Genomic DNA, 19601 nt, shown 5'->3' on the forward strand with positions numbered 1-19601 from the left:
ATGCTAGAAACTGCTACACAATTTATTGATAACTATGGCGATTTACTAATTGAAGGCGTGCAAGATACTTTAGTAATGACTTCTGTTGCAACACTTTTAGCTTATGCAATTGGCCTTCCAATTGGTGTGCTGCTTATTATTTCGGACAAAAAGGGCATTTGCCCAAACGCAACTTTAAGCGCTGTTATTGGCTGGATTGTTAATATTGTGCGCTCAGTGCCGTTTATTATTCTTCTTGTTGCTTTAATTCCGTTCACTCGCCTACTTGTTGGCACATCTCTTGGAGTTCCAGGCGCTATTGTGCCGCTTGTTATTACAGCAGCTCCGTTTGTGGCGCGAATTGTTGAACAGTCTTTGGCAGAAGTTGACGGAAGCTTAATTGAGGCTGCACAAAGCTTTGGAGCAAGCAAACTTCAAATTGTGTGCAAAGTGCTGCTTTGGGAAGCTTTGCCTTCGCTTATTCGCGGCGCTGCTCTTACATTCATAACGCTTTTTGGTTTTAGTGCAATGGCTGGAACAGTTGGAGCTGGCGGACTTGGAGATATTGCAATACGTTACGGCTACCAGCGCTACCAGTACGATGTTATGACGGTTGCCGTGGTGCTCTGCATTATTCTTGTGCAGATTGTGCAAAGCTTGGGAGATTTTATTTCACGCACTATAAATCACCACGAGCGCTAAAACTTACAAACTATAACTTTGTAAAACTAAGGCATGTTGTGAAAACTTTACAAAAACAAAGTCTTCGCAACATGCCTTTAATAAAAAGTGCATGTAATCGTGTAAAATGGCTGATAATTCGACATTTGCAGGGGTGCTTTCTTTTAGAAGGCTGAGATAGGCAAAACCTAACCCTTCGAACCTGTTTAGTTAATACAACGTAGGGAGCAACGATTTTAGTATGACCTCGAATTATCCATACGCCTCAATGCGTGATCAGTTCAATCTCACCGCCTGCTTTATTGCAGACCCAAAAGCTTGTAATAATCGTCCGCTTACCGATATTGTTGATGATGCTTTGCGCGCAGGAGCAACGTTGATTCGTTTGCACGCAAACGATGAAAGCGCAAAAGAAATCACAACTATTGCTCGAGATATTGCGCAAATTATTGAAGACAATAACAAGTGTGATTCAGTAACTTTTGTTATTGACGAGCGAGTTGATGTTGCTTGGCAGGCTAGAAATCAAAGCATTAAAGTTGACGGCGTTCACTTAGCTCAAAGCGACATGGAACCTAGAGAGGCGCGCGCTTTGCTTGGCGAGGATGCTGTTATTGGTTTAACAGTTGAAACAGAAAGCTTAGTTAAGGTTATTAACGAGCTTCCAGATGGTTGCATTGACTACATTTGCGTAAAAGCAATGCGAAACCCAGAAGAGGGGCAAGAAAACTCTACTGCCTCTTACGAACTGGAAGCAAATCACACAACGCTGGACGAAGCAAAAATTAATACGATTTGCTCCGCAAGCGATTTCCCAGTTTTGGTTGGCGGAAGAACTCAGCTTGAAGACGTATCTATGATTGCTCGCACAAAAGCTGCAGGCTTCTTCGTTACAGAACCGATTTATGCTTCGCAAACTCCAGAATCAACAATGCATGATTTTGTTGAAAGCTGGAAGTCGGTGCGCCAAGAAAGCAAGCACGGCTACGCTAAGCGCGTAGTTGTTGACGAAAAAGCTTCAAACTCCGAATCTAACGAAACTGCAGAAAAGAAACCAACTTTTATTAACGCTAAAGAAGCAAAAGAAGCAGCAAAGTTAGCTAAGCAGCAGCGCGTAGATATTGCATCACGCGGATGCACTCAGCGAGACAAGGCTCATATTCGCAAAACTACTCCAGTTCATTTTGAATACGAGTACGGTTCTTACGATTTGGAAGTTCCATACACTGAGATTAAGCTTTCGGACACTCCTGGCGTTGGCCCTAATCCGCCTTTTAAGGATTACAATACTGAAGGTCCAAAGTGCGATCCTAAGGAAGGCTTGGCTCCGCTTCGCCTTGACTGGATTCGTGACCGTGGTGACGTTGTGGAATATGAGGGTCGCAGGCGTAATCTTCAAGACGACGGAAAGCGCGCAATTAAACGCGGTAAGGCTTCTAAAGAATGGCGTGGTCGCACTCATAAGCCAATGAAGGGCGCGGATCATCCGATTACGCAAATGTGGTACGCTCGCCACGGAATCATAACCCCAGAAATGCAGTACGTTGCAACACGCGAAAATTGCGACGTAGAGCTTGTTCGCTCCGAACTTGCAGCAGGACGCGCTGTAATTCCTTGCAATATTAACCATCCTGAGGCAGAGCCTATGATTATTGGCTCACGCTTCTTAACTAAGCTCAACGCAAACATGGGCAATTCTGCCGTAACTTCTTCTATTGACGAAGAAGTTGAAAAGCTTACGTGGGCAACGAAGTGGGGTGCGGATACCGTTATGGATCTTTCCACCGGTAACGATATTCACACGACGCGCGAATGGATTTTGCGCAACTCCCCTGTGCCGATCGGCACTGTGCCAATGTACCAGGCTTTGGAAAAGGTTGAGGATGACGCTTCTAAGCTAAGCTGGGAGCTTTTCCGCGACACTGTTATTGAGCAGTGCGAGCAGGGCGTTGACTACATGACTATTCACGCTGGCGTGCTTCTTCGCTACGTGCCGCTTACTGCAAACCGCGTAACCGGCATTGTTTCTCGAGGCGGCTCGATTATGGCTGAATGGTGCTTACAGCATCATCAAGAAAGCTTCTTGTACACGCACTTTGAAGAATTGTGTGAGATTTTTGCAAAGTACGATGTTGCATTCTCTTTGGGCGACGGTTTGCGTCCAGGTAGCTTGGCTGACGCTAACGATGCGGCTCAGCTTTCCGAACTTATGACACTTGGCGAGCTTACTAAGATTGCTTGGCAGCATGATGTGCAAGTGATGATTGAAGGCCCTGGCCACGTACCATTCGACACTGTGCGCATGAATATTGAAATGGAGAAGGCGATTTGCCAGAATGCTCCATTCTATACGCTTGGTCCTTTGACTACCGACACTGCCCCAGGCTACGATCACATTACTTCAGCAATTGGTGGCGTAGAAATTGCGCGCTACGGCACGGCAATGCTTTGCTACGTAACCCCTAAGGAACATTTGGGATTGCCTAACAAGGATGACGTGAAGCAGGGCGTAATTGCGTACAAGATTGCTTGCCATGCGGCTGATCTTGCTAAGCATCATCCACATGCTATGGATCGCGACAACGCTATTAGTAAGGCTCGTTTTGAGTTCCGCTGGTTGGATCAGTTCAACTTAAGCTACGATCCAGATACCGCAATCGCCTTCCACGACGATACGCTTCCTGCAGAACCAGCAAAAATGGCGCATTTCTGCTCGATGTGCGGACCAAAGTTCTGCTCGATGGCTATTTCGCAAAATATTCGTAAGCGCTTTGGTGGAGCTGCACAGCAGGAGCAGCTTGTTGAAGAAGCTCGAAACCAGGCTATTGCTGACGGCATGAAAGAGATGAGCAAGAAGTTCCAGGAATCTGGCTCGTCGCTTTACCAAAGTGTTAAAGAATAAGCGATAATAAGCGCGAACTTAAGCGCTGTAGGCAAGCTTATGTGAGCTTACAGCGCACGAATTACTTTTTAAAGTAATGAATAAAATACCTACAATGGATAATGCATAACAGAAGAAGGTTGAACAACCGAAGCGAGTTTTATAGCTAGGTTTTGCAAGGAATCTTGCATGGCTTAACTATAAAGCTCGCTTTTTTATTGCTGATTTATTTACCAGCTTAAACTTCACAAAACTTCAATAGAAATAATGCCAACAGGCTCAAGAGGAGCATCAGAGCGATCGGTTGCCACCGACTCGAGCTTATTAACAACGGCCTTCGATTCATCGTCAGCGACTTCGCCGAAAATTGTATGATGACCGTCAAGCCATGGAGTTGGAACGGTTGTGATGAAGAACTGCGAGCCGTTAGTGCCATGCAAACGACCGTCACGACCGCGACGCTTTCCAGCATTTGCCATAGCGAGTAAATAAGGCTTGTTGAACTTCAAGGATGCGTCAATTTCATCGTCAAACTCGTAGCCAGGTCCACCGGTTCCGTTACCAAGTGGGCATCCACCCTGAATCATAAATTCCTTAATAATGCGGTGGAAAGTTAAACCATCGTAAAATGGCTCATGCGAAGGTTTTCCACTGAATGGGTCAAGCCACTCGCGCTCACCGGTAGCTAAGCCAACGAAATTTTTGACGGTTTCAGGCGCTTTGGTATCAAACAGGTTGATTTTAATATCGCCTTCAGAAGTATGCATAATAACTGTAGTCATGTGGCAATTCTCCCATATTTTCGTGACTGTTTCAATTCGTGTTAAATAAAAATATTCGCATACGAAAATGCCCCACCTCGCGGAGTGAAGAAAGATGCGAAGTGGGGCAAGTATTTATTTATTTATTGTCTAGCAAAGCAGCAGGCTTTGCAGGCTTTACATGCTTTGCAGGCTTTGCAGCCTCTCGCCTAGTTGTTGCTATGGCGAGAGATTCCGCGGCGCTTGCTCACGAAGAACGCAGCACCAGCAGCAGCAACAGTAGCAAGCAAGCCAATCACAGACACGTTGCTACCAGTCTTACTAAGCTGAGACACGCCACTCTTCAACACCTGAGCGCGCACAGAAGCACGCACCTGAGCCGCATGAGCCTTAGCAGCGGCCAAAGCCTTACGAGCAGCAGAAAGCTTCTGAGCTGCAGCATCAACCTGATCTTGAGTTGCATTTGGATCATTATTAACTTCGTTAGCATGATCCAAAGCGTGATCATAAGCCTGCTTCTTATCCGAAGGAGCATTATTGTACTCATCCGAATTATGAACATCGCTACCATCGTTAATGCCCTGCTGCAAGTGAGACTTATCAACAGAAGGCGTTGGAGTTGGGGTTGGCTCGACTGGTTTCTTACCATCGAGAGCCTTAGCCGCGTCTTGCAACTTCTTCAAAGCCGCATCCAAAGCTGTCTGCTTATTCTCCTTGGTGTCAAGATGATCGTCTGCGCTAGCCTGCTTCTTACCGGTCAGCTTATCGATAAGCTCCTTAGCATCCTTAAGAGCAGTGTCATAATCAGACTTATTCGTTGCAAACTTATAAGCATCAGATTCTTCAACAGTAGGAGCATTACCAATCTCAGTTTGCAACTTGGTTGTGTCAACACCGTCAAGAGCTAAGCGAGCCTTCACAAGCTTGTCAAGAGCAGCGTCAATCTCCTTTTGCTCTGTTGCTTCTTTATCTGCAGTAGAAATATCAGCATTACCAGCACCATTCAAAACCGTTTTAGCTTCACCTAACGCCTTGTCAAACTCATCCTTCTTAGCCTTAGAAGAAGTGTTGTAAACAGGATTGCCTGGCTTTGCAGGATTTGCTGTAGTATCTGGCTTGAAAGTCTCATCAGAGGCAATCTCAGCTTTAAGTGCATCGGTCTTAAGACCAGCGCTCTGGGCATTAGGGTCGATAGCGCGCATTGCTTTCAGAAGGTCATCATACAAAGTATTGACTTCATCAGCACCCTTAGCATCGCCCTTAACTTTATCGAGTACAGCACCTGAAGCAGTAGAAGCATCATCAAATGCTTTCTTTTGCTCATTTCCGTCTTGCAAGGCCTTGTACTTTTCACCTTTGGCAAACTCATCCGCCTTAGTCTTCAACTCTTCAAGACGAGCCATAGCATTATCGGTGTTTGCAGCATTGGCGAGCGCATCGTCAATGTCGTCAGAAGTTGTACCGTCAGCATTCTTGTGATCAGAAGCGTCAGTGTCTTCAATAATCTTCTTGAAGGCTTCCTTCTGCGCATTATTAAGATGCTTGAAGTCGTCAATCTTCTTCAAAGCTTTCTTAATCTTATCGTTTTTCTTAGCACGATTTACGATTGCTTCAGGATCGCCAGTGTGAGTAGACTGATCAATCTGCTTCTTGTACTCAGTCTTCTCTTCTTCGGTCAATCCAGGAATGTTATCAATCTCTTTCTTGGCTTTATCCTTCTCGGATTGGAAAGTAGTAGCATCAGGATCGTTGGTGTTACCCTTCTTGTTTTCCTTCTGAGCATTGTTAACAGCATCATTGACCTTGCCATTAGCGGTATTGAACTTATCCTTAACGTCGGTAAAATGAGTCAACATTTCAGAAGGCTTGGTAGCGTTATCTATCCGAGTCTTGGCAGTTGTGATAGCAGCTTTTGCCTCATTAATAGCGTTAGTAGCAGCAGTCTTATCGTCAGCTTTGATTGTTGTGTTATCGGTAAGAACCTTTTCAGCAGCTGTAAGCTTATTCTCAAACTCAGCAATCTTGGCATTAGCAGCCTGCCTTGCAGCTTGCTCATTAATTCCATTTTGGCGTGTTGCAGCGTCAATAGCAGCGCGGATTGCGGAGGTTTGAGCGCTGGAAATGTCCTTAATAGCATTTTCCAAAGCAGTGAGTGTGCTATCTTTCTGAGTTGGGTCAGCACCGATTAGCTCCTTAAGAGCCTTATCGTCGTTGTCGCTTTCTCCCTTGCCGTGGCTTAAGAATGGAAGCGCGCCTTCCTTCAAAGCACCTCGAGCGTCGTTAATCGCCTTGGCTTTTTCGATAATATTCTTAACTTCCTCAGAAGTTTGAGCATTATCAATTTCACCTGATAACTTCTTCTTATCGCCAGAATCGCCATCAGTCAGATTGGTCAGGCCTTCGATAGTTTCCTTGGCTTTGGTTTTGTCTTCACCAAGTTGCTTTTTCTGTTCTTTTTCGCGCTGTTCTTTTTCGCGCTTTTCCTTTTCCCTTTTTTCCTTCTGCTTTAGCTGTTCAGGAGTGACAGTACTCGCAGCAGACTGATTATTAGCTTCCTTGAGGATATTCTGGATTTGCTCCTTGGTAGTAGCATCCTCAATCTTCTTCTTGTAATCTTTCTTCTGTGCATCAGTAAGCTTTGGATTGCGGTCAATAAGCTCCTTAGCCTGCTCCTTGAGCTTCTTGAGGTCTTCAGCGGATGGAGCTGGCTTAGACGCTTCCTTCTTCTTGTACAGCTCAGTTGCAGGAACATTGAACAGAACAGTATCGCCATTCTTAAAGTTGACACTCTTAGCATCATCATAGTTGAGAGTAAATGAATCAATACCAGCAGGATTAGAGGTAGACTTAAGCTCAAGGTTCTTAGTGCCAGATTTAGGCGTCCACGTTATGTTATCAAAGTTACCACTATTGCCAGTGATAGTATAACTATCAATTCCTTCACCAGTGTAGTTAGCCTTTAAGAATGCTTTAACAGCTGCTTGAACCTCGTCATCTGTTGCTGCAAAGTCGGAAGCATTTGGATCGCGATCAATTTCAATTGGGCTTGCAGTGTAGATGTACTCAGCCTTTGTAGCATTAGTAAGCTTGGCAATAAGCTCACGAAGCTGCTTCTCATTCATGCCGTTGATAGTGTTGTCACTAGCATCATCAATACCAGCTCGCTTGAAATCGATGTCTGTTACACCACTGGCTTTCTTTGCATCGCGAATCTTTTTAGCAAGATCCTTCAAATCCGAAACAGTGTGATCAACGCCACTAGCATTCTTCTTAACATACAACTCGCTTGCTGGAACAGTGAATAGAGTCTTCAGATTATTATCTCCATTTTCGTAACCTTGTACTTCTAAGACTCCATCATTACCAACATGAATAGTAGTTACACCATTATCGCCATTCTTACCTTTAACGAAACGTTGTAATCCTTTAGTACCTTCTACAGGTGTTATACCTTCAGGCAATACATATGTTTCAACAACTGCAGAATCACTCGTTAAATCTTTACCGTAGTTAGACTTAACAAACTGCTTTAAAGCCTTCATCCAGTCTTGAGGGGTAACGGAATTACCTTCGTATTCTACAGGCTGAACTTTGTACTTATATTGGTCCTTTCCTTGTGGATTATGTTCAGTTTCCTTAGGAGTCTGCTTATCCGGCCTCTGCTTAAAGAACATACCCATTGGATACTTTGCATCTTTGTATCCATTTGCCTTAAATGTGATGTATCCTATACCGTTTTCAACACTATATTCAACGCTATCAATATTTACTTGCGTATTTGGATTCTTAGAATCCTTACCTTTCTTGGCTTTCAATACGTCTTTAATAGGGTCAATCTGCGCAGAATTAGTTGTTAAATCACTTTCAGCCATACTGAATGGGTTGAAGTTGACTTGTATTTGCGAAGCCTGTGCATCAACTGTAAAGGTCTTTTCTTCAGCAACAGGCGTTGAAGGTTCTGGAGCAGGTGCAGTCTTTTCCTTTTCCTTCAAGAATTGCCAAGAAGCAATTTCTGTCGTAGAACCGTCTTCCCACTTGATTGTGGCATTGCCGGTCTTTTTATCAATTGTTAAGTAACCAGTAGAGTCCTTAGTCTTCGCATTCGTGTAGACATCCAAGCCACTATTGGCATCGTCGAATGCTTTCTTAATGGTAGTTACCTCAGTATCGGTAATATTCGTGAGGTTATCAACCGTAATCATATCCGGCACAGAATATGGCGCCCAATCAGCGATTTTTGGTCCTTGATACACCAGTTGATCGTAAGGAATGGTCAGCGAAGAGCCGTCCTTGTAATTAATAGTCAATTCCTGCTTATTGTTATCAAACGTATAAGCATCAGCGTCTTGATCCTTAACTTTATTAAGGAATTCTTTGCCTGTATTAGCTTTCTTAAAGCCTTCAATAATCGCCTTCTGATCCGCATCGCTCAAACTCTTAGGATTCACAACGCCAATCGGAGCAGGATACGCAGGTGGGAACTTAACGTTATCTTTTTTATCTTCTACTACAAGCAACTTTCCAGGCATAACAAGAGTTGTATTATCCTTGAACTTAAGCGTTGCAGTACCATCTGCATCAACTTTTATGCCAGCAGTTCCGTCAAGCAAATCCTTGAAGTGTGGAGTTTTGTTGTTGGCATCATTGATTGCTGTCTTAACTTTGTTCTGTTCTTCAGTAGTCAGTGAATTAACATTCGCAACTGGAGTCTGCGTTGGATACTTAACCTTCAAACTGTCTGCAATCTTTGGAGCGCGATGAATCTGACCAGTAGCAATATGCCAGTTACCAGCAAAACGATACACACCAGCACCAAAACGCAAAGGATGCTCATCACGCTGTTGCCATGCTTGTTCGGTAAGTTCTGCAACGTAGGTCATTTGATAATAACGCTTACCTGCAGACTCCCAGTCGACAAACATTCCCTGCATACCTTTTGTAGCATCGTAAAACTCTGTCCAGTTACCAGCGGTATCGCCTTTATTATCGTAGCCTTTGTTATTACCACCATCGATACCAAGCAGCGTTTTCAAACCGTTCATAGAAGTAAGCTTGCTTGGATCGGTAATATAGAAGTTAGAAATACCCTTCCAATCCTTTGAATTAGCATAATGTTTGGTAACGTTATCGCTATCTTTACGAATGCCAGGAGTTGAAGGAGCAGACGCGCTCGTATCAGTGTATTTTTCAAAACGACTATAATTAATATCGTGTACGTCAGTTAAACCAGCTGGAACACCGTACCACCACATAGGACGGAATGCCCACCTATCAAAAGTGTTTCCATCTTTATTAAGATTTGCAATGTACTTTACATGTACATATTTGCCTAAAGGATCTTGTTTAGCAATATTGTCTTCTTCGGCATCTTTCATATTGCTATAGTAATGAACCTCGATCTTAATTCGATCTTTACTGTAATCTGCGTCAGACTTGTAACCGTAGTAAATATTATTACCGTCAGGGCTCACATAACCGTCAGCATAGGCAGGAGCAGGAGAAACGAATACCCCCCCCCCCAAGCACCATAGCACCTGCGAGCATTGCAGCGCACACGCTCTTAGAAAGTGGCGCATAAGACGTACTCTTAGCAGACTTAAGTAAATCAGCAAAACTATTTGCGTTAATATTATTCTTCTTCATTATTTCTTTTACTCCGTTTATTCAACCGAGAGATTTTGCGTATTAAATCAAACTCGGCAAATTAGCGTTTTTCCTACCAATTAGTGTCATCATACTGCCTAAATCACAGTGCCAACGTTTTAATATGTGTTCAGCACATCAGATTTTTAGCAATCTGAAACCAGCACAGCCAGTATTTTACTCAAAAATTCATACATTTCAAGCACTTTTATATGTGATTTTCGCTACTTTTAGAGCAAAACTAATAGTTACGTTATTTGTGCAAAAATTAGTTTACGCTTACTTAAGATACGGCTTTAACTCGTTAATAAGCAAACCGTTAGAAGCAACTACATCATTTTCGCGTCGCCAATGAATAGGGCTTCCATCCCACTGGCAAAACTGCCCCTGCGCCTCTTCCACAACCACAGCTCCAGCAGAAACAGCTGGAATATCCCACTGGTGCAAATGCGGCTCAAAGTAAGCGTCGTACGTGCCGTCAGCCACCTTGCACAAGTCGAGCGAAGCCGGACCAATGCGCTTAATATCAGCCGGACAGCCTTCCTCAAGCAAAGAAACTACGTCAAGCGAACGCTTAGATTCGCCCGGTATATAAGACATTCCGTAGCAAACCACAGAACCGCGCAAAGTCGACGTAGTGGAAGGCGTAATCTTCTCACGCTTCTCTCCTTGCGGAGTCCTACGAATGCGAATAGCACCTTGGCCTTTCGCAGCAAGATAAGTCAACCCTAAAGCCGGCGCATGAACCACGCCAAGCACAGGGCGAGCTGAACCTTCATCGTTAAATTCAAACAACGAAACAGTGATAGTCCACTCAGCCATATCACGATTAAAATTAATAGCGCCGTCAACGTTTCCAACGCACCAAAAACGGTCTCCAGGATTGCAATGTTCCGGCCTAGTGCGCCAAAAACCTTGGAAAGGATTCACGTAGGTTAAACGGTTTTGAATAAAGCGCACGAGCTTGTCGGCAAAACCAGATTCAGATTGCGTAGAACCACCCAAAGCAAGCGACGTCATATCTTGAGGACTTAACTGATCCTGATACGCATGTTTACCAACGTCTTCCAAAATACGCGCAACTTCAAGCGCAACTTCTCGTAAATTCAACTTACACTCCCTACCCTTCGTACGCAAATTTCAACGTAAACTATTGAATCTCCTGCGTTTACGCACACTTTTCTCTCAAAAACTAACTGTTATTTTACTAATCAATAGAAAGATTTACCAACACATTCATGCTCTGTGGATAAAAGCTACAGAACTTTCACAAAAAATTTAATCATTAATCTTTAGTCATTGCTTCATTATTTTACATTGCTTATGTACATTCATCAACTTTTCGTTTTATAAATGCAAGATTTATTTTGCATCTCAATATGTTTCGTAATTCATTCGAGGAATATTCGTGTGGTGAGATTCGAGATTTTTCGCACTGAACGAGACGAACGTCAGAGCCGTAGGCTGCTGATTCGTCGAGCGAAGAAGAAAAATCGAAAAATCTCTGCGATAAAACGAGGTTATTAATGGTTAGCACGCAGAGTTTGGGGGATTTCTTTACGAGCACTAAAAGAGGACTGAGAAGCTACATTCTTTAAAGAAAGGCGAACACAATAAACGCCTTTAACAGCCAGAGCGCCCGAAGGACGGGACGTGCGAGGAGAGAAATCCCCCAAACTCGCGCCACAGTAAACAAGAGACATTCAAAAACTGATTAATTCGCATTCAAAAAACGCAATACAGCACTTAAATCGCGAGTAAGAATATGGTAAGGAGTAGCCGCTTGAACTGCTGGTTTTGCGCAAAAAGCCACGCCTAATCCGGCGAATTTAATCATTGAAATATCATTCGCCCCATCCCCCACGGCAACAGTTTGCTCGCGCTCAACGCCAAAATCACTCGCCCAAGCTCTAAGGGATTCAACTTTTGCATTAGCGTTAATAATATTTCCTAGCACGTTTCCTGTAAGCTTGCCGTCAATAGACTCTAAATGGTGAGCAACCCAAAAATCAATATTCAAACTCGGTAGAAATTCGTCCAAAATATCGTGAAAACCACCAGAAACTGCGCCAACTTTCCAACCGCGCGCATGAAGAGCGTCAATTAAAACATTCGCGCCTTTAGTTGCGTGAATTTTAGAAATAATACGCTTTTTGCACTCGTCAATATTTAAGCCGCGAAGCATACTTACGCGCGAACGCAAAGAGTCGTCGAAAGTGATTTCTCCACGCATTGCGCGCGCTGTAATCGCAGAAAGATCCTTGCCACAGCAAGCTTCCTCACCGAGTAAATCAATAACTTCTTCTTCAATAAGCGTTGCATCAACATCCATAACCAAAAGCCCCGGCTTGGCTAAAGTTGGCAATAGAGAAGAAAAGTTCGTGCTCATAATTTTATGCGCAATAATTATGCGCAGTAGGCTTCGGCAGAAAGCCTTGCTCCGCGCGCCCAATCTGCCGCTTTCATAGCTTTCTTACCTTGCGCTTTTACTTCCAAAAGCTCAAGCGCGCCGCTTAAAGTACCAATCCAAACTTGCTTTTTGCCGGCAAGCAATTTTCCAGGATTAAGCTTCATCAATTCTTCAGAATGCGGATCGTTAGAGTCTGCAGGCTTTGCGCGCAAAACATGCAAAGTAATCGGCTCTGCGTTATTCTCGTCGTCCGCATGAAGCTCGCACCACGCGCCCGGATTTGGCGTACATGCGCGAATTTGACGATCAACCGCAAAATCCGGCGCATGAAAATCAATGTGAGCATCTTCAACCGTGATTTTTTGCGCAACTTCTTGAGGAGACTGATCCTGCTCAACCGGCACGATTTCGCCAGTTTCCATGCCACGAAGAGATGCTGCAAGAAGAGGCGCACCGTCGATTGCAAGCCTAGAAAGAAGATCGCCAGAATTTTCGCGAGTATCAATTTTTGTAGTAAACTGCGCCAAAATAGGGCCGCAATCCATGCCGCGCGTAATGCGAAAAACAGTAGCACCTGTAATATCATCCCCAGCCCAAATTGCGCGCTGAACAGGAGCTGCACCTCGCCACTGCGGAAGAAGCGAAAAATGAAGATTATACCAGCCGAGCGGCAACGCGTCTAAAACGTTTTGGCGCAAAATCTTGCCGTATGCCACAACCGCTGCAGCTTTCGCGCCAGTTTCGGCAAGCTTATTAAGGAAGTTAGCTTCGTCTTTATTAGGGTCAATTTCGATTACTGGCAAGCCGAGCTCAAGAGCAGCTTGTTTTACTGGGCTTGGCACAAGCTTTCTGCCGCGACCGGTTGGAGCGTCCGGACGCGTAAGAACGGCACGAACATCAAAATGCTCACTATCTTTAGCTAGCTCACGAAGAGATGGAACAGCAACTTCCGGAGTGCCTGCAAACAAAATTGGTAATGCCATATTTCCTCTATTTTTAATAGACGTAAAAATTCGACTGCAAAATCAGACTGCAAAAATTATCCAGCAAAAAATTATCCAGCAAAAGCTTCCTTTAATTTACTAAAGAAACCTTTTCGCTCACCCGACTGCTCGTCAAGCGAATTTTGCTTAACATGCTTTACGTCACCGTCATGCAAATTAGCAAACTTACTAATAAGCGAACGCTCTTCTGCACTAAGTTTCGTTGGAATCTGAACCAAAACATGAACAATAATATTGCCGCGATCTTTAGAACGAAGCTTCGTAACTCCAAGATTTTCAAGAGTTACAGTGTCGTCACTCTGACATCCAGCAGGAATTTCAAGCTTTTGAGATCCGTCAAAAGTTTCGATTTCAACATCGTGACCAAGCACAGCCCAGCTCATAGGAACAGTAATCCAGCAATGCAAATCGTCGCCGTTTCGCGTAAACTGCTTGTCGGCGCGAATGTGAATATCAACATACAAGTCTCCAGCAGGGCCGCCACACTCTCCAACGCTACCTTGAGAAGCAAGACGCAAACGGCTGCCATCTCGAATACCTGCAGGAACGTTCACACCAACTTCGCGAACCGCGCGAACTCGTCCGCGACCACGGCAGTTTTGGCACGGATTTTTAATAATCGTGCCGTGACCTTCGCACTTGTCGCAAGGCATTGAAGAAACCATTTGACCGAGCATTGTGCGCACAACCTTCTGACAGAAGCCAGTTCCATGACACTGCGAGCACTGCTCCGGAGCAGAATTTGCGGAATCTGCAGAACCAGAACCACTGCAATCTTGGCACACTCCAAAAGCAGTTATACGAACACTCACATTTCCGCCAAAAATAGCCGTTTTCAAATCAATCTTAGCTTCAGCTAAAGAGTCCTCACCAGGCTGAACCCTAGAAATTGGGCCTTGCGAAGTTCCAAAAGAGCCACCAAAGAACTGGCTAAAAATATCACCCATGCCCATGTCTGCAAATCCAGCGCCTGAAGCTCCAGCACTTCCTGCAGAAGGATCGTTAGGGTCGACGCCCATATCTACCATTCGACGCTTTTCTGGATTAGAAAGCACGTCGTAAGCTGCGTTTACTTCCTTAAACTTTTCTTCAAACTCAGCGCCTGCAATATCCGGATGATACTTGCGGCTCATCTTACGGTAGGCTTTGCGAATTTCGTCGTCGCTAGCGTTATGATCAACACCTAAAATCTTGTAGTAATCAGTCAATTAATTCCCCTTTTACCTTTTCATAAATCATTTTTGCATAAGGCACAGCCAGCTATAAAACAGCTAATTTTAAGAATTTTCGGATATAAACGAATTAAGGTAGCGCGCAACAGCCTTAACAGCTGTCATAGTTGCCGCATAATCCATGTGAGTAGGGCCAATTGAGCCAATAAACGCGGAATCAGAATCAGCATTGTAGCCGTAAACGCTTGTTACAACAGACGCATTAAGCAAACCAGGAGTGTGTGTTTCCGAGCCGATTGCAACACTAACTCCGCTTTCGCAATCACTCGCTTCCTCACTTAAAGAAGTCATAAGTCGCATAATAACAGCCTGCTCTTCAAGTGCGTCAAAAAGGGAAGCAAAATCGCCAATACTTTGCCTATGCGCAAGTTGGGAAGCCCCCGCCATATACAAGTCATGAGTGTGTTCTCCGTCGTGCATGTCTTCTAAAGCGTTAGCAAGTTGACTAATAATTTGCAAAGCTGACGCTAAATCCTTGCGATTTGCAAGCAAATAAACGCGCTTAGAAGCATCTAAAATGGATGCTCCAACGCAGCTCTCATTAACCATATTAACTAAATGCAATAAGTCGTCTGGATTTATGTTAGAGGCTTGAATCATGTGCTGGGCTACGCCTCCAGCGTCTGTAATTACAACAACCAGAAGCGTAGAAGACGATACTTGAACAATCTCAATTCTTTTTACTTTCGATTTAGATAATGCTGGAGACGCGACTAGCGCGACTTGACCGGTAATACTTGCAAGAAGACGCGCAGAACGTTGCAAAGTATCTTGCAAACTAACAGATCCGCTTAAAAAGTTACGTATAGCGCGACGTTGAGGTTCAGAAAGCGGAATAACTGCAGCCATGCCGTCAACAAAATAGCGATACCCCTTTTGGGTAGGAATGCGTCCTGCAGAAGTGTGCGGCTGCACAAGGTAACCTTCTTCTTCCAAGGCAGACATATCGTTACGAATAGTCGCAGAACTTACTCCAAGCTGATGATGCTTTGCAAGAGCTGCAGAACCAACAGGCTCTTGAGAACGAATATAATCCTCCACAACTGCGCGCAAAATCATCATGCGTCGTGACTGCATTACCGCTCCTTAATAAATAACAAATACGTCTAAATACTATATTTCTAATATTCTTAGTATTTCTAATATTCTTATAATAGTCTATTTCTTAGCACTCAACAGAACATAAAAGCAAACTATTAGCAGAACTCAAAAGCAAACTCACAACAGAACATAAAAGCAAACTTTTGACACACTTTGTAACATATTCGTCGCGCGCGAAAGATAGGATTGAAGGGCAATGAGAGGGTAAAAAGCCAGCGTAAGCTGTGCTTAAAAACCCGAATTATTGGAAGGAAAGTAGATCACATGACCGATTTCAACTGGTCTGCATTAGACGAGCGCGCCGTAAAGATGGCGAAGGTTCTCTCGGCTGATGCTGTTGAGCGAGCAGGACACGGACATCCTGGCTCCCCTGTTTCATTGGCACCAATTGCGTACACCCTGTACCAGCATTTCATTAAGCACGATCCTGCTGACCCAAAGTGGGCCGGCCGCGATCGTTTTATTCTTTCTGGCGGTCACGCTTCGCTTACGCAATACGTGCAGTTGTTCTTCTCTGGTTACGGCTTGACTCTTGACGATCTCAAGTATTTCCGTGGCGGCGCTGACACGCGTACTCCAGGCCACCCAGAGTATGGCTTAACCCCAGGCATCGAAATGACCACCGGCCCACTCGGCCAGGGTCTTGCCTCCGCTGTTGGTTTCGCTTACGGCCAGCGTTTTGAGCGCGGGCTTCTTGACCCAGAAGCTCCAGCCGGCACTTCCCCATTCGATCACAAGGTATGGGTTATCTGCGGCGAAGGCGACGTTGAGGAAGGCGTTTCTTCTGAAGCTGCTTCCTTGGCTGGAAACCAGAAGCTCGGCAATTTGACCGTAATCTTCGATGCAAACCACATTCAGATTGAAGGCGACACCAAGCTCACCTTCTCTGAAGATATTCTTGCTCGTTACCGTGCATACGGTTGGTACACCGATGAAGTTAGCTTCATCCAGCCAGACGGCTCCTACAAGGAAGACGTTCAGGCTTTGGCTGCTGCTATTGAAAAGGCTCAGGAAGTTACCGACAAGCCTCACTTCATTAAGGTTAATACTTTGATTGCTTGGCCAACCCCAGGCAAGACCGACAACGAAGCTTCCCACGGCTCCAAGCTTGGCGAGGAAGCTGTGAAGGGCTTGAAGGAACTTTGCGGTTTCGACCCAGAAGTTTCGTTCCCAATCGACGAAGAAGCTTTGGCTCACGCTCGCAAGGTTGCAGAGCGCGGCTTGGCTGCTCACAAGGCTTGGGATGAAGCTCTTGCAAAGTGGGCTGCTGCCAACCCAGATAAGGCTGCTCTTTACGAGCGTCTTAAGGCCGGCAAGCTTCCTGAAGGCTTCGACAAGGCTATTGACGACTTGGTTGCTGGCTTCGAAGTTGGCTCTAAGGTTGCTACTCGTAAGGCTTCCGGCGCAGTTCTTAACGCAATTGCTGCTGTTATGCCAGAACTTTGGGGCGGTTCCGCTGATTTGGGCGGCTCCAACAACACCAACATTAAGGGCGCTGACTCCTTCGGTCCATCCGAAGACGCAACCCGCACTTGGCCAAACGTTTCCGAGCACGGCCGTCAGCTTCACTTCGGCGTGCGCGAGTTCGCAATGGGTGCTATTACCAACGGTATTTTGCTTGGTTCTGACACTCGCCCATTCAACGGCACCTTCTTCCAGTTCTCTGACTACGAGCGCCCAGCAGTTCGCTTGGCTGCTTTGATGGAGATTCCAAACCTCTACGTTTGGACTCACGATTCCGTAGCTTTGGGCGAAGATGGTCCAACTCACCAGCCAATCGAACACTTGGCTGCATTCCGCGCTATTCCTCAGCTTGAGGTTGTGCGCCCTGCAGACGAGTACGAGACTGCTGAAGCTTACCGCTACTTCTTCGAGAAGAAGAACAACTACCCAACCGCTATGATTTTGACTCGCCAGGGCGTTCCAACCCTCGCTGAGACTGCTGAAAAGGCTCGCGAAGGCGTAAAGCACGGCGCTTACGTTTTGGTTGATTGCGAAGGCACTCCAGACGTAATCATCATGGCTACTGGCTCCGAAGTTCAGTGGGCTGTTGCCGGTGCCAAGACTTTGGCTGCTGAAGGCATTAAGGCTCGCGTTCTTTCTATGCCATCTCTCGAATGGTTCGAAGAGCAGGACGAAGAGTACAAGGAAGCAATCTTGCCAAAGTCCGTTAAGGCTCGCGTTTCCATCGAAGCTGGCTTGGCATTGCCTTGGTACAAGTATCTTGGCGATTGCGGCAAGGCTGTTTCTATCGAACAGTACGGCTTGCAGGGTGACGGCGGTCAGAACATGATCGACTTGGGCATTACTGCTGAGCATGTAGTAGAAGCTGCTAAGGCTTCTATCGAAGAAGCTCGCGCTTAAGATAAAGTAAGCAAAATAAAAAAATCTTGATGTATCAAAATAAAATTGGTATGTCACAAAACTCGAAGTGCTAACGAAACACTTCACAAGAAACAGCGACGGCGTGTTGATGCCGAGCTACCGTTGGTTTGGCATCAACCGCTGTTTCTTGTAAAAACGCCAAAATACCGACGTGCCCCAATTGGTGGAGCACAGTGTTAAGGAGATAACATGACTGAAGCAACGCAGCGCACTAGCGATTCCGGCGTTTCTATTTGGTTGGACGATTTGTCCCGCACCCGCATTGAGTCCGGCTCTTTGCAGGATTTGATTGCTAACAAGAATGTTGTTGGCGTTACCACCAACCCATCCATCTTCCAGAAGGCTTTGAGCCAGGTCGGTCCATACGATGCACAGCTTAAGGAACTCGGCAAGGTCGACGTTGAAACCGCTATTCGCGAGTTGACCACCACCGACGTTCGTAACGCAACCGATATCTTCCGCGAGATTGCTGAAAAGACCGACTTCGTTGACGGCCGCGTCTCCATCGAAGTTGACCCACGCTTGGCTCACGATACCGCCAACACCGAGAAGCAGGCTGAAGAGCTTTGGGCAAAGGTTGATCGTCCAAACGTTATGATCAAGATTCCTGCAACTTTGGAAGGTCTTCCAGCTATCACCGCTACCCTTGCTAAGGGTATTTCCGTGAACGTAACCTTGATCTTCTCCCTCGAGCGCTACGAGCAGGTTATCGACGCCTTCATCGAAGGTATCGCTCAGGCTGCCGCTAACGGCCACGACTTGAAGCACATTGGTTCCGTAGCTTCCTTCTTCGTCTCCCGCGTTGATAGCGCCGTAGATAAGCTCCTCGAAGCTAACGGTTCCGCTGAAGCTAAGGCTCTTGAAGGCAAGGCTGCTGTTGCTAACGCTCGCTTGGCTTACGAACTCTTCGAAAAGAAGTTCGCAGCTGACCCACGTTGGGCTGAGCTTGAAGCCAAGGGCGCTAAGAAGCAGCGTCCACTTTGGGCTTCTACCGGCACGAAGAACGCAGCTTACTCCGATTGCAAGTACGTTGATGAGTTGGTTGCTGAGCATGTTGTTAACACCATGCCAGAAAAGACTTTGAACGCTCTTGCTGATCACGGCAACGGTGCTGCTTCCATTAAGGGCACTTACGAAGAGAGCCACGCTGTTATGAACAAGCTTGCTGAGCTTGGCATCAACATTAAGGACGTTACCGACAAGCTTGAGGCCGACGGTGTTGCCGCCTTCATCAAGTCTTGGGATTCCGTGATTGCAGACGTTCAGTCTGGTATCGATCGCGTAAACTCCTGATTTTACTAATCGTCTGATAGCGAAACTGCTAATCAGCGAAACTGCTAAATAACGAAAGCCGCACCTTGCGTATGTACTAATCTTACGCGGGCGCGGTTTTTGTTTTGTGTTTTATCAATCGCAATAAAATAAGCTACCCAGTGTTACTGACGCAGTCAACAAACTGCGTCAGTAACGAAAAAACAGCATCAAACGTTACTAACGCAGAACACCAACTGCGTCAGTAACGAA

Annotated in this window: 12 protein-coding genes and 1 riboswitch; of the genes, 4 read left to right on the forward strand and 8 right to left on the reverse strand. The window is 45.5% G+C overall.

Features of this window, described 5'->3' with window-relative positions; genetic code table 11:
* The gene (locus HXT35_RS01250; protein WP_004127249.1) at positions 1–681 is read left to right on the forward strand and encodes a methionine ABC transporter permease; all 681 of its coding nucleotides are present in this window, start codon (positions 1–3) and stop codon (positions 679–681) included.
* A gap of 119 nt (positions 682–800) precedes the next feature.
* Positions 801–904: riboswitch (TPP riboswitch) on the forward strand.
* Positions 902–3562, forward strand: a complete 2661-nt coding sequence (gene thiC / locus HXT35_RS01255) for a phosphomethylpyrimidine synthase ThiC (protein WP_004127246.1) — start codon at positions 902–904, stop codon at positions 3560–3562. (Overlaps the previous riboswitch by 3 nt.)
* A 224-nt stretch (positions 3563–3786) precedes the next feature.
* Here thiC and HXT35_RS01260 read toward each other — a convergent pair whose 3' ends face one another.
* The 8 genes from HXT35_RS01260 to hrcA all read right to left on the reverse strand — a co-directional run bounded on the left by HXT35_RS01260 (position 3787) and on the right by hrcA (position 15653).
* The gene (locus HXT35_RS01260) at positions 3787–4323 is read right to left on the reverse strand and encodes a peptidylprolyl isomerase (protein WP_004127243.1); all 537 of its coding nucleotides are present in this window, start codon (positions 4321–4323) and stop codon (positions 3787–3789) included.
* Positions 4324–4511: 188 nt separating this feature from the next.
* Positions 4512–9773 (reverse strand): sugar-binding protein, encoded by a 5262-nt coding sequence (locus tag HXT35_RS01265; RefSeq protein ID WP_421788195.1) that lies wholly within the window; start codon positions 9771–9773, stop codon positions 4512–4514.
* Between the two features lie 7 nt (positions 9774–9780).
* On the reverse strand, positions 9781–9945 hold the full coding sequence (locus HXT35_RS01270) for a hypothetical protein (protein WP_421788197.1): 165 nt from the start codon (positions 9943–9945) through the stop codon (positions 9781–9783).
* A gap of 279 nt (positions 9946–10224) precedes the next feature.
* On the reverse strand, positions 10225–11055 hold the full coding sequence (locus tag HXT35_RS01275) for an inositol monophosphatase family protein (RefSeq protein ID WP_004127234.1): 831 nt from the start codon (positions 11053–11055) through the stop codon (positions 10225–10227).
* Positions 11056–11659: 604 nt separating this feature from the next.
* Positions 11660–12334 carry a phosphoserine phosphatase SerB gene (gene serB, locus HXT35_RS01280; RefSeq protein WP_032843405.1) on the reverse strand — a complete coding sequence of 225 codons (675 nt, stop codon included), beginning with the start codon at positions 12332–12334 and terminating at the stop codon, positions 11660–11662.
* A 17-nt stretch (positions 12335–12351) separates the two neighbouring features.
* Complete coding sequence (gene fmt / locus HXT35_RS01285; protein ID WP_004127229.1) at positions 12352–13338, reverse strand: methionyl-tRNA formyltransferase; 987 nt, start codon at positions 13336–13338, stop codon at positions 12352–12354.
* Between the two features lie 71 nt (positions 13339–13409).
* The gene (gene dnaJ / locus HXT35_RS01290; RefSeq protein WP_004127226.1) at positions 13410–14567 is read right to left on the reverse strand and encodes a molecular chaperone DnaJ; all 1158 of its coding nucleotides are present in this window, start codon (positions 14565–14567) and stop codon (positions 13410–13412) included.
* Between the two features lie 69 nt (positions 14568–14636).
* Entirely contained in the window at positions 14637–15653 is a 1017-nt protein-coding gene (hrcA, locus tag HXT35_RS01295; RefSeq protein ID WP_004127223.1) for a heat-inducible transcriptional repressor HrcA, read from the reverse strand.
* A 303-nt stretch (positions 15654–15956) separates the two neighbouring features.
* Here hrcA and tkt point away from each other — a divergent pair, with 303 nt between their 5' ends.
* Positions 15957–18056: a transketolase gene (gene tkt, locus HXT35_RS01300; protein ID WP_019261077.1), complete on the forward strand. Its 2100-nt coding sequence runs from the start codon at positions 15957–15959 to the stop codon at positions 18054–18056.
* A gap of 210 nt (positions 18057–18266) precedes the next feature.
* Positions 18267–19370, forward strand: a complete 1104-nt coding sequence (gene tal / locus HXT35_RS01305; protein WP_004127219.1) for a transaldolase — start codon at positions 18267–18269, stop codon at positions 19368–19370.
* The last annotated feature ends 231 nt before the right edge of the window (positions 19371–19601 follow it).

It is taken from the genome of Gardnerella sp. DNF01141 (assembly GCF_049244255.1).
Classification (GTDB): Bacteria; Actinomycetota; Actinomycetes; order Actinomycetales; family Bifidobacteriaceae; genus Bifidobacterium; species Bifidobacterium vaginale_E.

Excerpts from the sequence above, each read along its gene's own strand:
- HXT35_RS01250 (WP_004127249.1), top strand. The coding sequence starts at position 1 with ATGCTAGAAACTGCTACACAATTTATTGATAACTATGGCGATTTACTA.
- thiC (WP_004127246.1), top strand. The coding sequence starts at position 902 with ATGACCTCGAATTATCCATACGCCTCAATGCGTGATCAGTTCAATCTC.
- HXT35_RS01260 (WP_004127243.1), bottom strand. The coding sequence starts at position 4,323 with ATGACTACAGTTATTATGCATACTTCTGAAGGCGATATTAAAATCAAC.
- HXT35_RS01270 (WP_421788197.1), bottom strand. The coding sequence starts at position 9,945 with ATGAAGAAGAATAATATTAACGCAAATAGTTTTGCTGATTTACTTAAG.
- serB (WP_032843405.1), bottom strand. The coding sequence starts at position 12,334 with ATGAGCACGAACTTTTCTTCTCTATTGCCAACTTTAGCCAAGCCGGGG.
- fmt (WP_004127229.1), bottom strand. The coding sequence starts at position 13,338 with ATGGCATTACCAATTTTGTTTGCAGGCACTCCGGAAGTTGCTGTTCCA.
- hrcA (WP_004127223.1), bottom strand. The coding sequence starts at position 15,653 with ATGATGATTTTGCGCGCAGTTGTGGAGGATTATATTCGTTCTCAAGAG.
- tkt (WP_019261077.1), top strand. The coding sequence starts at position 15,957 with ATGACCGATTTCAACTGGTCTGCATTAGACGAGCGCGCCGTAAAGATG.
- tal (WP_004127219.1), top strand. The coding sequence starts at position 18,267 with ATGACTGAAGCAACGCAGCGCACTAGCGATTCCGGCGTTTCTATTTGG.